The following is a 12,652-nucleotide window of genomic DNA, read 5'->3' as shown; positions in this document are numbered from 1 at the left end:
GGTGCGCGGGGCTGGCGCCGACGCGTGGTGCGGACCCCGGGGCCGGCCGACGCGGAACGACCATGTCGCTGTCGTAGGACAGCGACATCGTCGCTGCGCGCGCTTCGCAACAGCGCGCGCGTGCAACGAACGACGTTGTCGACGTCGCGCGACGTCGACGCTGTCGTTCGGCGTCGGCCCTGACGAGCCTGGCGCCCCCGCTCGTTGAGACTCCTCTTACCCGCGAGGAGGACCCTGGTCGGCGACACGCAACCGAGCAGCGCGGGGAGGGACCATGGCGACGACCACGCTGACCCACGCGCCGACGCCGACGCAGGCGCAGCCACAGCACCGCACGGCCGCCCCGGAGCGCTCCGGGGCGGGGACGCAGCAGGCTCCGCCACCCCCGCTGACGCACCGTGCACCCGCGCTCGACGGACTCCGGACCCTCGCCATCCTGGTCGTCGTCCTGTACCACCTGCACGTGCCGCAGTTCGAGGGCGGCTTCATCGGCGTGACGGTGTTCTTCGTGCTGTCCGGCTTCCTCATCACGACGCTGCTGCTCGGCGAACGGCGTCGTACCGGGCGGGTGCGCCTCGGCTCGTTCTGGGTGAAGCGGTTGCTCCGCCTGTACCCGGCACTGCTCGCGTTCGTCGTCGTCGGGCTCCTGCTCTGGAACTGGGTCGGTGACTACAAGGGCGCCTCGCTGTCGTCCGGCGAAGCGGCGTTCATCGCGTTGACCTACACGGGCAACCTGTTCCGCGCCTTCTGGGACACGTCGCAGGGCGTCTTCGCGCACACGTGGAGCCTGTCGATGGAGGAGCAGTTCTACCTGGTGTGGCCGCCGGTCCTGGTCCTGCTCGCCGCGCTCCGGGTCCGCCGCCGCTGGCTCCTGGCGGGGCTCGGGGTCCTGGTCGTCGCGGCGTCGGCGGCGTCGTGGGCGAGCTACCGCAGCCCGAGCGGCGGTGCCACGCCCGACGTCTACTTCTCGCCCGTGCTCGGGGTCGTGCCGCTCGCGATCGGCTGCGCGCTGGCCCTGGTGCTCGACGACGAACGCGTGCGCGTGCGGGCCGCCGGAGTCCTCGGACACCTGGCGACCTGGCTCGGTCTCGTGCTGCTGGTCGGGGTGCTGCTCTGGATCGACGACGACTGGACGCAGCACGCGTCGACGTTCGGCATCGTGCTCCCGCTGACCGGGCTGATCGCGGCGGTGACGATCGGCGGGCTGGTCTCGGTCCGCTCCCCCGTGTCCGCCGCCCTGGCCTGGACGCCGGTGTCGTGGTTCGGCCGCCGGGTGTCGTACTCGGCGTACCTCTGGCACCCGCTGGTGATCGCGCTGCTCGGCACCTTCGCGATCGGCCCCTGGGGCACGGTCGGCCTGGTCGGCGCGGTGGCGATCGTGTCGATCGGAGCCGCGTACGCCGTCGAGGTGCCCGTCGAGCGCTTCCGCACACGGGTCCGAGCGGGTCGCAGGGCAGCCGCGAACGCCGCGCCGGCGACCCCGCCCTCACAGCGCCCGCGCTCGCGCACGCGCAGCGCATCGGGTGCGCAGAAGACGTCGAGTACGGCCCGCTGACCCGACGTCTTCTGCTCACTGAACGCCGCGGCGATCGGTCACCGTAGGCTCAGCGGCGTGCCCATCGAACGCGTCGACGTCCTCGTCGTCGGCGGCGGCCCCGTCGGACTGTTCCTGGCGGCACTCCTGGCGGCCCGGGGCGTCGACGTCCGGGTGTGGGAACGCCGAGCCGAGCCGCCGACCGGTTCGCGGGCCATCGGCATCCACCCGCCGTCCCTCGACGCGTTCGCCGCGATCGGCCTGGACACCGCGGTGCTCGCCGAGGCGTCACTGGTGCACGCCGGAGTGGCCCGCAGCCGTGGCCGGACCCTCGGCACCCTGCGCTTCGACCGCGCGTCGCCGACCCACCCGTACGTGGCCACCCTCGACCAGCACCGCACCGAGTCCCTGCTCCGAGACCGGCTCCGGGCCAGCGCACCGGGCGCCCTGCGGACCGGGACCACCCTGACCGCACTGTCCCGGCACCCCGGCCACGTCGACGCCACCGGGACCGGACCGGACGGCGACACCGTGACGGTCCGTGCGGCCTTCGTCGTCGGGGCCGACGGTGCCCGGAGCGCCGTCCGCGACCTGCTCGGCATCGGCACCACCGGCCGGGAGTACCCGGACCGCTACGTGATGGGCGACTTCGCCGACCCCGAGGCACCGTCGGCCCGGTCCGCCGCGCTGGTCGACGTCGGCCCGGACGGCGTGGTCGAGTCCTTCCCGCTGCCGGGTGCGCGTCGCCGGTACGTCGCCCTCGTGCCGGACGACGACGCGTTCGCCTCGGCCGAGGGCAGCTGGACGGGCACGCCGGACCCCACGGTCGTCGCACGCCTGGCCGCACTCGTCGCCGAGCGCACCGGTGTCGTCCCCGACCCCGCGACCTGCTCGATGACCAGCGGCTTCCGGGTGCGCCGCCGCACCGCCGACCGCGTGGGCGTCGGCCGAGCCGTGCTCGTCGGGGACGCCGCCCACGAGATCAGTCCGATCGGCGGGCAGGGCATGAACCTGGGGTGGCTCGACGCCGCCGAGCTCGCGCCGCTGCTGGCCGGAGCGGTCCGCACCGGCACGGCCGGGCCGTGGCCGGGCTACGCCGCCCGCCGCCAGGCAGCCGCCCGACGCGCGGCTCGGCAGGCCGAGGCGAACATGGCGCTGGGACGTCCGCTCGGCCCCGTCACGGCGACCGGCCGGGAGGCACTGCTCCGGACCGCCCTGTCCCTGCCGACCGCGCATGGCCTGGCCCGGCTCTACGCGATGCGCTGGGCCTGACGGCTCGCGTCCAGCGCACCGGCGCAGTCGCGCAGTCTGTTCCGCGTCGTCAGGCGACGAGTCGCGCGCCCGCGAAGCCGAGCTCGACGACGAGTACGAGGGACGACGCGATGACCAGCCGGAACAGGGTACGCGACGCCCGTCCCGCGAACACCAGCCGGACGCCGACGACGGCGAGCACCGCCACCACGACGGCACCGAGGACCGCGAGCACGACGCCGAGCCCCTGCACGGGGTCGTCGCCGAGCACCTGTCCACCGAGCACCAGGGCGGCCGCGCCGACGAGCGAGGCGAACGCGACGATCCCCGCGCCGCGGAGCCCGAGCCGGTGCGGGAAGCCCCGCACCCCGGTGGCGGCGTCGTCGACCAGGTCGGGCAGCACGTTGGTGCAGTGGATCGCGATCCCGAAGACGGCCCCCGTGGCGATCGCCCACCACGCCGGCCACTGCCCCTCGGGCCCGGCCGCGACGGACACGACGGGCAGCAGCCCGAAGGCGACGACGAACGGCGCCACCGACCACACCGAACGCTTCAGCCCGGCGTCGTAGGCCCACCCGGCGGCGACGAGCACGAGGTGCGCGACCGCGGCGACCGGCCCCAGGAACAGCGAGAGCACCACCGCGGCCCCGGCGGTGGCGTACGCGGCGGCACGGACGGTGCCGACGGCGATGAGGCCGCGGGCGACGGGCTTGTCGCTCCGCCCGACGGCCCGGTCGCGGTCCGCGTCGATCCAGTCGTTCGCCAGCCCGATGGACAGCTGCCCGGCGACGACCGTCAGCGCCACCAGCACCACGAGCGACACCGGGTGCCCCACGGCGGCGGCGATCACCGCGGCGAGGACGGTCACGGTGACCGTGGGTCCGGGGTGCGACGACGCGAACAGCAGACGCGCGGTCGACGGGGTGCGGCTGGCGGTCACCCGGTCAGCGTACGGATCGCCCCTGCGCGGTCGTGGGGCGGATCACGGAACCGCCGTCACCTCGACGCTGAACCGGTCGACGAGCTCACGCTTGAGCACCTTGCCGCTCGGGCCGAGCGGCAGCGCCTCGAGGACGTGCACCACCCGCGGGTACTTGTACGCGGCGATCTCGGCGGCGACGAAGTCGACCAGGACCTGCGGCTCGACGGTCGCGCCGGCGTGCAGGACCACCGCGGCCTCGACCTCCTGCCCGTGCACCGCGTGCGGCACGCCGAAGACCGCGGCCATCGCGACGTCGGGGTGGGTGGCGAGCACTTCCTCGACCTGCCGCGGGTACACGTTGTAGCCGTTGCGGATGATCATGTCCTTCGTGCGGTCGACGATCGTCAGGTACCCGTCGTCGTCCTTCGTGCCCAGGTCACCGGTGCGGAACCACCCGTCGACGATGGCCTCGGCGGTGTCCTCGGGTCGGTCGAGGTACCCGTTCATCAGGTTGTGGCCACGGATGACGAGCTCACCGATCTCGCCGTGCGGCAGCATGACGATCGCGTCGCGGACCTCGGGGTCGGCGATCTCGACGTCGATGCCCCACACCGCCGTGCCGATGGTGCCGGGCCGCGGCGGCTGTCCGACGTGGTTGAAGGTGGCGACCGGCGAGGTCTCGGTCAGCCCGTACCCCTCGTGGATCGGCGCGTCGAAGACGTGCTGGAACCGCTCGAGCACCGCCAGCGGCAGCGAGGCCCCGCCGGAGATCGCGTACCGGAGCGTCGGACGGGCCTCGGACCGGGTCGCGGCGTCGAGCAGCGCCATGTACATCGTCGGGACGCCCATGAAGATGCCGCAGCCGTGCTCGACCATCGCGGCGAGCGCCGTGTCACCGTCGAACTTCGGCAGCATGACGAGCGTCGCGCCGGTCCGGAACCCGGTGTTCATCGTGCAGGTCTGCCCGAACGTGTGGAACAGCGGCAGGGCGCCGAGCAGGACGTCCCCGCGGTGCATGTCGAACGTCGTCATCAGGTTGGTGTTGACCTGTTCGAGCAGCGCGAAGTGCGAGCCCTCGGCACCCTTGGGCTGGCCGGTGGTGCCGCTCGTGTACAGGATCGTGGCGGTGTCGAACGGGTGCCGCGGCACGTAGGTGTCGAGCGGTTCGCTGTGCGCGGCCAGGGCCTCGAGCCGGTCGGGGCCGGCCGCGGACCCGTCGTCGGTCGTCGCCGGCGCGAGCACGGTCACGACGTCGACCCCGGCGAGCTCGGCACCGGCGGCGCCCTCGCCGAGCAGCGGGGCAGCACAGACGAGCAGCGTCGCGCCGCTGTCGCGCAGGACGTACTCGATCTCGCGGCGCTTCAGCAGCGCGTGCACGGGCACGGCCACCGCGCCGAGGGCCAGCGTGGCGTAGTAGACGCGGGGGAAGTCCGCGACGTTCGGCACGAGCATCGCCACCTTCGACCCCTCGGTCACGCCCCGCGCGCGGAGTGCCCCGGCGTGGGCCAGGGTCTGCGCCCACAGCTCGGCGTAGGTGGTGCGGACGTCGCCCACGATGACGGCGACGTCGTCCGGGTACCGTGCCGCCGACTCGGCGAGGATCGCTGCGACCGACGCGGTCGCGCGGGTGGTGTGGGTGTCGTGCATGCCGGTCTCCGTCTTCGTCGACGACCTCGTCGTCGTCACCGCCGATCCTACGGCTCGACCCGGCGGACCGGTCAGGCAAGCTCGACGCGGCGGACCGGTCAGGCGGCGGACGCCGCAGGTTCCCGCCGGCGCACGAGCACCCCGGACGCCAGGGCGATCCCGAGCAGGACGACGAGTCCGCCGACGGGCTCGTTCCACCGCACCCGCTCCCCCAGCACGAGCACACCGAGCGCCACCCCGACCACCGGCGTCAGGTACGTGACGGTGGAGGCGCGACCGGCGCCCCACGCCTGCACGAGCCGGGTGTTCCAGGCGTAGGCCAGCCCCGTGCCGACGCAACCGAGTGCGATCATCGCGGCCACGATCCTCCCGTCCAGCTGCACCGGACCGGTCGCGATGACGGGCGCGACCAGCAGGAGCATCCCGGAGGCCAGCGTCAGCTGGACCGTCGCCAGCGTGACCGGGTCGTACACGCTCGCCACGGCGACCCGGCGCAGGTAGGCGAGCCCGATGCCGTAGGACGCGGTCATGCCGAGCAGCGCGACCTGTCCCGGCACGCTCGCCAGGACCTCCGGGTCGGTCAGGACGTCCCACGGGCCGACCAGCACGAGCACCCCGACGATGCCGAGCACGATCCCGACCACCTGGCGTCCGCGCAGCCGTTCGGACGGCACGAGCACCGCGAGCGCGGCCAGCGTCATGATCGGTGTCGTCGCGTTGTAGATGCTCGCGAGCCCGGACGGCACCGTCTGCTCGGCCCACGCCATCAGCGACGACGGCACCGCGTTGAGGAAGACCGCGACGACCGCCAGGTGCGCCCAGGTCCGCGGCTCCCGGGGCCACCGGCGACGGGTCGCCAGGAGCACCACGACCAACGTGACCCCACCGAGCACGGTCCGCACGGTGGCGACCTGCTGCGGGGCGAGACCGTCGAGGCCGATCTTCGCGAAGAGGAAGCTCGATCCCCAGGTCAGTGCGACGAGGGCGTAGAGGAGGGCGTTCACGTGGCCTAGTGTCGGACCACCGGGTGGCATGCGGCAAACGCATGGCACTCATGCAGCCATGAGGAGGACGCATGACCGTCTCGGTCCAGCAACTTCGAGCGTTCGTCGCCACGCTCGACGCCGGGTCCTTCACCGCGGCGGCCGCCGTGCTGGGCGTCGGCCAGTCCGCGGTGTCCCACGCCGTCGCCGGGCTCGAACGCGAGGTCGGCGGCCCCGTGGTGCGCCGCGGCACGGTCGCCGCCGCCACGCCGCTGGGTGACCGCCTGCTGGCCCACGCCCGCAGCGTGCTCGCCTCGGTCGAAGCCCTGGAGGCGGTGGTCCGGCCCGCCACGGCGCGCGGCACCGTGCGCCTCGCCGCCGTCCCCACCGTCTGCCAGGGCCTGCTGCCGCGGCTCCGCGAACTGTGGGCGGTGACCCTGCCGGACGTCGACGTGCAGGTCTACGAGGGGGACGACGACGAGATGCCGGAGTGGCTCGAGGCCGGCACCGTCGACGCCGCCGTGCTCGTCGACCCGTCGCCGGTTCCCGAGGGTGGCGTGGTCGTGGCGCGGGACGAGATGGCCGCCGTGATCCGTCGCGACCACCCCCTCGCCGAGCTGCCCGCACTCACCCTCGACGACCTGCACGAGGACGGCCTGGTGGCGGGCGGCGGCGGCTGCGAGTACCAGATCCAGAAGCTGCACGAGCTCGACGGCCGGCCGTTCCGGTACGCCCACCGGGTGCGGGAGATGAGCACGATGTTCGGGATGATCCAGCGGGGCGAGGGCGTGTCGATCGTGCCGACCCTGGGCCGCGGGATGCTGCCGCCGGACCTCGTGATGATCCCGATGGTCCGGCGGCTCGAGCGCACCCTGGTGCTGAGCGGGCCGTCGCCCCGTGCGTGGCACCCGTTGGCGCGGGCCCTGGTGGACGCGGTCTGAGACACGGGGCACCTCCGACCGCCGACCTCCGACCTTCGGCGGATCCGCTCGTCCCGACGGCTCCCTAGGCTCGGGGCATGACCTCGACCACGCTCCCCGCCGTGCCGCTCGGGCAGCGTGTGTGGTCCCAGACCTGGCGTGTCGCCGTCGCGGCCCTGACCGGGCTGCTCACCGCGGGGCTCGTGTGGCCGACGATGGACACCCGTGGGTGGAGCGACCTGCACGTCGGCGCGCTGATCCTCGGCGACGTGGGTGCCGGTCTGGCCGCCCTCGTCCTCCTGCCGTTCCGGCACCGGGCACCGCTGGTGATCACCGTCGTCATCGGTGCCCTCAGCTCGGTGTCGACGTTGGCGGTCGGAGCGGCCGCGATCGCCACGGTGTCGCTCGCCACCCGGCGCCGGGCTGTCGAGCTCGCCGTCGCCGGTGCGGTGCTGCTCGGTGCCACGGTGCTCTACGACGTCGTCCTGGCGCCCCCGGCCGACGACATGCCGCTCTGGCAGATCTTGATCGCGGGCGTCGTCGGCATCGCCTTGCTCGTGGTCATCGGCATCGCGATCGGGCAGCGCCGGGCGCTCCTGCTGTCGCTGCGTGAGCGGGCCGCCCTGCTCGAACGCGACCAGCAGCTGCGCGAGGACCGTGCCCGCGAGCAGGAGCGCGCCCACATCGCCCGCGAGATGCACGACGTCCTGGGCCACCGGCTGTCCCTGGTCGCGCTGCACGCCGGTGCCCTCGAGTACCGCGGCCCGGGGCTCACCCCCGACGAGACCGCCGCGGCGGCCGGGGTCGTGCGGGCCGAGGCGCACTCCGCGCTGACCGACCTGCGCGACGTCCTCGGGGTGCTGCGCGACCCCGCGGCGACCGGCGGCGACGAGGTGACCGGCACCGCGCCTCCGCAGCCGACGCTCGTCGACCTGCCCGACCTGCTCGACCAGGCGCGTGCCGGCGGTGCGACCGTCCGGGCACGCGTCGACGCCGACGGCGCGGCGGTGCCGACGGCAGTCGGCCGGCACGCCTACCGGATCGTGCAGGAATCGCTGACGAACGCCCGTCGGCACGCCCCCGGACAACCCGTCGACGTGGTGGTCGAGACCGTCCCCGGTCCCGGGGTCCGGGTGGTGGTGTCGAACACGCTGACCGACGGACCTGCGCACGCGGACGCGTCCGGGAAGACCGCCGGGCACGGCCTGCGCGGGCTCGCCGAACGCGCCCGGCTCGTCGGCGGGAGCTTCCGCGCCGGCAGCGACGACAGACACGTGCACGTGGTCGAGGCGGTGCTGCCGTGGACTCCGTGACCGCTCCCGTCCGCGTCGTCCTGGTCGACGACGACCAGCTCGTGCGCGTCGGGCTCCGCATGCTGCTCAGCGGCGACGACGGCCTGGTGGTGGTGGGCGAAGCGGGCGACGGGCTCGAGGCCGAGGGCGTCATCGCGTCGACCGCGCCCGACGTCGTGCTCATGGACATCCGGATGCCCCGGTGCGACGGGCTCGTCGCCACCGAACGCGAACTGCGCCGACGACCCGACCTGGCCGTCCTGGTGCTGACGACCTTCGAGGGCGACGACCTCGTGCTCGGGGCACTGCAAGCCGGCGCCCGCGGGTTCCTGCTCAAGGACACCCCGCCGCACGAACTCGTGCAGGCCGTGCGGACCGTCGCGGCCGGGCGCTCGATCCTGTCCCCGTCCGTGCTCGACCGGGTCATCGCGTTCGCGGCCGGATCCCGCTCGGGCCAGGCGGCCGGTGGCCCGGGCGGCGCACCGGCCGGGTCATCGGCCGGTGCCGCTTCGGACGACACCGAGGCGCGCCGGCTGCTCGCCCTGCTGACCGAGCGGGAGCGGGAGGTCGCACTCGCCGTGGCGAACGGGGCGTCCAATGCGCAGATCGCCGCCGACCTGTACGTGGGACTGGCCACCGTGAAGACGCACGTCGGGCACGTGTACGAGAAGTTCGGCGTCGAGAACCGGGTGCAGCTGGCGCTCGTGGTGCACGCGGCCCGGCGGGGAGAGCCGACCGGGTGACCGGGTGACCGGGTCGCCGGGGCGCCGGGTCGCCGGGTGACCGTGGGCTGAACGGTCGACGGTGCCCCCTCGGCAGGATGGACCGATGGCCGAGACGCACGTGAAGACGTTCACCACCGCGGACGAAGCGGCAGCCGAAGCCGCCGGACTCGCCTGGCTCGCCGAGGCCGAGGACACCGGAGGCACCCGCATCGCCCGCGTGCTCGGGCGCCCGACCCCGACCGTGCTCGACCTCGAGCTGATCTCCGACGGCTCCCCGACAGCCGCCCAGGCGGAGCGGTTCGGCCGGTCCCTCGCACACACGCACGCCGCCGGCGCCGACCACTGGGGTGCGCCGCCCGCCGGCTGGACCCGCGGTGCGGCGCTGCGGATGGGCCGCTCGCGCACGCCGTTCGTCACGGCCGAGCAGGCACCGGCGACCTGGGGCGAGTTCTTCGCCGAGTACCGGATCCGCGACTTCGTCCGCCGGATCGTCGACGCCGGTGGGTTCGACCACGCCGAGGCCGCCGTGTTCGAGCGGGTCGCCGCACGGGTGCAGGACGGCACGCTCGGGTCGCCGCAGCCCGCGCTCGTCGGGGACCGACCCGCGCGTCTGCACGGCGACCTGTGGGCCGGCAACGTCCTCTGGCCGACGGACTCGTCCGAACCGACCGGCGCCGTGCTCATCGACCCGATCGCCCACGGCGGGCACGCGGAGACCGACCTGGCACTGCTCGGGCTGTTCGGGCTGCCCCGGCTCGAGACGGTGCTCGCCGCCTACGACCGGGAGTCACGGCTGGCCGACGGCTGGCAGGAGCGCGTCGAGCTCCACCAGCTCGCGCCGCTGCTGCTGCACGTGTTCCTGTTCGGCGGCTCGTACACCGGGGCCGCACTCCGGGCAGCGCGGCGGTACGCCTGACCCCTCGCACTGTGCGGCCCCGCTCACCCCGTGCGAGGTTGCCCGCCCCGGTGCCGGCGCCGCACCGTGCGGCCTCACTCAACCCGTGCGGGGTTGCCCGCACCGTGCAGCGCTACAACCGTGCACCGAGCAGGCGACGCCGCACGGACCGAACGACAGCGCACCGTGCGCCGCGCCGCCCGACGCCCGCAATCCGCCGCCCAACCTCGCACCGTGCGTCCTTAGCGCGCACATAGCCGGCACAGTGCAGCAGTCGGGGAACGCCCCGGATGCTCATCGACATGACCACGTACCCGATACCCGTGACCGACCGACGCGACCCCGCGCGCAGTGCCGCCCGGGATCGGCGCCGCCCGCCCCTCGCCCGGCTGTTCCTCGGCGAGCGCGAGGACGCCCGCTGGCTCCGGCCGGCGTTCTGGGCGCTCCTGGCCGTGACCGCCGTGGTGTACCTGTGGGACCTCAGCGTCTCCGGGTACGCCAACAGCTTCTACGCCGCCGCCGTACAGGCCGGCACGAAGTCGTGGGAGGCGTTCTTCTTCGGCTCCCTCGACTCGTCGAACTTCATCACGGTCGACAAACCGCCGGCCTCGCTGTGGGTGATGGTGCTGTCGGCCCGGCTGTTCGGCTTCTCGAGCACCAGCCTGCTGCTCCCCCAGGCGCTGATGGCCGTCGGTTCCGTCGCCCTGGTCTGGGGCACGGTCCGCCGCACCCTGGCCCGACTCGGAGCCACCACCGCGAACGTCGGCGCCCTGCTCGCGGGCTTCGTCGTCGCAGCGACCCCGGCGGCGGCGCTGATGTTCCGGTTCGACAACCCGGACGCCCTGCTCGTCCTGCTGATGACCGCCGGGGCGTACTGCACGGTGCGGGCGCTGCCGAAGGGCAGCTGGAAGTGGATCGCGCTCGCCGGGGTCGCCCTCGGGTTCGCGTTCCTGACGAAGATGCTGCAGGGCTTGCTCGTCCTGCCCGCCTTCGGCCTCGTCTACCTGTTCGCCGCCCGCACGGGCTGGGGCCGGCGTGTGGTCGGCCTGCTCCTCGCCGCCGGCTCCCTCGTGGTGGCCGCGGGCTGGTGGGTCGTCGCCGTGTGGCTCTGGCCCGCCGAGTCCCGCCCGTACATCGGCGGTTCGACGAACAACACCGTCCTCGACCTGGTGTTCGGCTACAACGGCCTCGGCCGGATCTTCGGCGGCTCGGGCAACGGCGGCGGAGGCGGCGGCATGACCGGCGGCACCGCCGGAGGCTCGTTCGGCGGCTCGACCGGCCTGGACCGCCTGTTCTCGTCCGAGATGGGGCTCGAGATCTCGTGGCTCCTGCCCGCGGCGCTCATCGCCCTGGTCGTCGGGCTGGTCGTCGTCGGCCGTCGGCACCTGGCCGATCCCGCACGCGCCGGGCTGGTCCTGTGGGGTGGCTGGCTCCTGGTCACCGGACTCGTGTTCTCGTACATGTCGGGCACGATCCACCCGTACTACACGGTCGCCCTCGCCCCGGCCATCGCCGGACTCGTCGGCACCGGCGGCGCCCTGCTCTGGCACGCACGAGCCCGCTTCGTCGGCCGCCTCGGCCTCGCTGCGATGATCGGTGTCACCGCGTTCTGGGGCTGGTGCCTGCTCAACGAGAACCCGACCTGGCTGCCGTGGCTGCGCTGGGTGATGCTCGCCGGCGGGCTGCTGTCCGCGGCACTGATCGTCATCGGCAGCGTGCCGTCGCTGCGCCGGCTCGTCACGGTCGGCGTCCTCGCCGGCACCCTGTTCGGCCTGTCCGGCACCACCGCCTACGCCCTCGCCACGACGACCGTCGCGCACTCCGGTTCGATCCCGAGCGTCGGTCCGGCGGGCAGCAGCTCCGATGGGATGGGCGGCGGCACCGGTGGCTTCCCGGGAGGCACGGGCGGACCGGGTGGGTCGACCTCCGGCTCCGACGACGGCGGCTCCGACAGCACGTCGGACTCCCAGCAGGGTCCCGGCGGGACCCCGCCGGAGGGCGCCTCCGGCGAGGCGCCGGAGATGCCGGACGGCACGTCCGGCACGGCACCGGGCAGTGGGCAGGACGGCACGGACGGCGCGACCTCCGAGGGCGGGTCGGGGACGGGCCTCCAGGCCGGGGGTGGTGGCGAGGGCGCGTCGACCTCGTCCGCCCTGCAGGAGCTGCTCGAGGCATCCGACGCGAAGTGGGCGGCCGCGGTCAACGGATCGCAGTCGGCCGCGCAGCTCGAACTCGACACCGACACCGCCGTGATGGCGATCGGCGGCTGGTCGAGCGACCCGGCACCGACGCTCGCGCAGTTCAAGGCGTACGTCGCCGACGGCGACATCGGGTACTACGTGTCGTCCGGCTCCGGCGGCGGCATGGGCGGCGGCTCGTCGACCGCGTCGGCGATCCAGGAGTGGGTCGCAGCGAACTACGAGTCGACGACCGTCGGCGGCCAGACCGTCTACGACCTGAGCAGCACGGAGTGACCGGCGACG

Annotated in this window: 10 protein-coding genes; 7 read left to right on the top strand and 3 right to left on the bottom strand. The window is 74.1% G+C overall.

Going from position 1 to position 12,652, the window contains the following annotated elements:
- Positions 1-274: 274 nt before the first annotated feature.
- On the top strand, positions 275-1,555 hold the full coding sequence (locus HP445_RS05255; RefSeq protein WP_128780781.1) for an acyltransferase family protein: 1,281 nt from the start codon (positions 275-277) through the stop codon (positions 1,553-1,555).
- 57 nt (positions 1,556-1,612) lie between these two features.
- On the top strand, positions 1,613-2,806 hold the full coding sequence (locus tag HP445_RS05250; RefSeq protein WP_241660422.1) for an FAD-dependent oxidoreductase: 1,194 nt from the start codon (positions 1,613-1,615) through the stop codon (positions 2,804-2,806).
- Positions 2,807-2,855: 49 nt separating this feature from the next.
- Here HP445_RS05250 and HP445_RS05245 read toward each other — a convergent pair whose 3' ends face one another.
- From HP445_RS05245 to HP445_RS05235, 3 genes are all read right to left on the bottom strand, one after another.
- Complete coding sequence (locus HP445_RS05245) at positions 2,856-3,725, bottom strand: UbiA family prenyltransferase (RefSeq protein WP_128780780.1); 870 nt, start codon at positions 3,723-3,725, stop codon at positions 2,856-2,858.
- Positions 3,726-3,767: 42 nt separating this feature from the next.
- A complete protein-coding gene (locus HP445_RS05240; protein ID WP_128781068.1) occupies positions 3,768-5,354 on the bottom strand; it encodes a long-chain-fatty-acid--CoA ligase in 1,587 nt (528 codons plus the stop codon).
- A gap of 98 nt (positions 5,355-5,452) precedes the next feature.
- Complete coding sequence (locus HP445_RS05235; RefSeq protein WP_128780779.1) at positions 5,453-6,358, bottom strand: DMT family transporter; 906 nt, start codon at positions 6,356-6,358, stop codon at positions 5,453-5,455.
- Positions 6,359-6,429: 71 nt separating this feature from the next.
- On the opposite strand from HP445_RS05235, the gene HP445_RS05230 reads away from it, so the two are divergent.
- From HP445_RS05230 to HP445_RS05210, 5 genes are all read left to right on the top strand, one after another.
- A complete protein-coding gene (locus tag HP445_RS05230) occupies positions 6,430-7,278 on the top strand; it encodes a LysR family transcriptional regulator (protein ID WP_128780778.1) in 849 nt (282 codons plus the stop codon).
- Positions 7,279-7,355: 77 nt separating this feature from the next.
- Entirely contained in the window at positions 7,356-8,570 is a 1,215-nt protein-coding gene (locus tag HP445_RS05225) for a sensor histidine kinase (RefSeq protein ID WP_128780777.1), read from the top strand.
- Positions 8,558-9,292 (top strand): response regulator transcription factor, encoded by a 735-nt coding sequence (locus HP445_RS05220; RefSeq protein ID WP_128780776.1) that lies wholly within the window; start codon positions 8,558-8,560, stop codon positions 9,290-9,292. Before HP445_RS05225 ends, HP445_RS05220 begins: the two co-directional genes overlap by 13 nt.
- An 85-nt stretch (positions 9,293-9,377) precedes the next feature.
- Complete coding sequence (locus tag HP445_RS05215; protein ID WP_128780775.1) at positions 9,378-10,190, top strand: fructosamine kinase family protein; 813 nt, start codon at positions 9,378-9,380, stop codon at positions 10,188-10,190.
- A gap of 281 nt (positions 10,191-10,471) precedes the next feature.
- Positions 10,472-12,643 (top strand): ArnT family glycosyltransferase, encoded by a 2,172-nt coding sequence (locus HP445_RS05210; protein ID WP_241660421.1) that lies wholly within the window; start codon positions 10,472-10,474, stop codon positions 12,641-12,643.
- Positions 12,644-12,652: the final 9 nt, after the last annotated feature.

Source organism: Curtobacterium flaccumfaciens, assembly GCF_013359815.1.
Classification (GTDB): domain Bacteria; phylum Actinomycetota; class Actinomycetes; order Actinomycetales; family Microbacteriaceae; genus Curtobacterium; species Curtobacterium flaccumfaciens.
The sequence above is the reverse complement of the archived record's forward strand: the minus strand, read 5'-3'. Positions and strand labels throughout refer to the sequence as shown.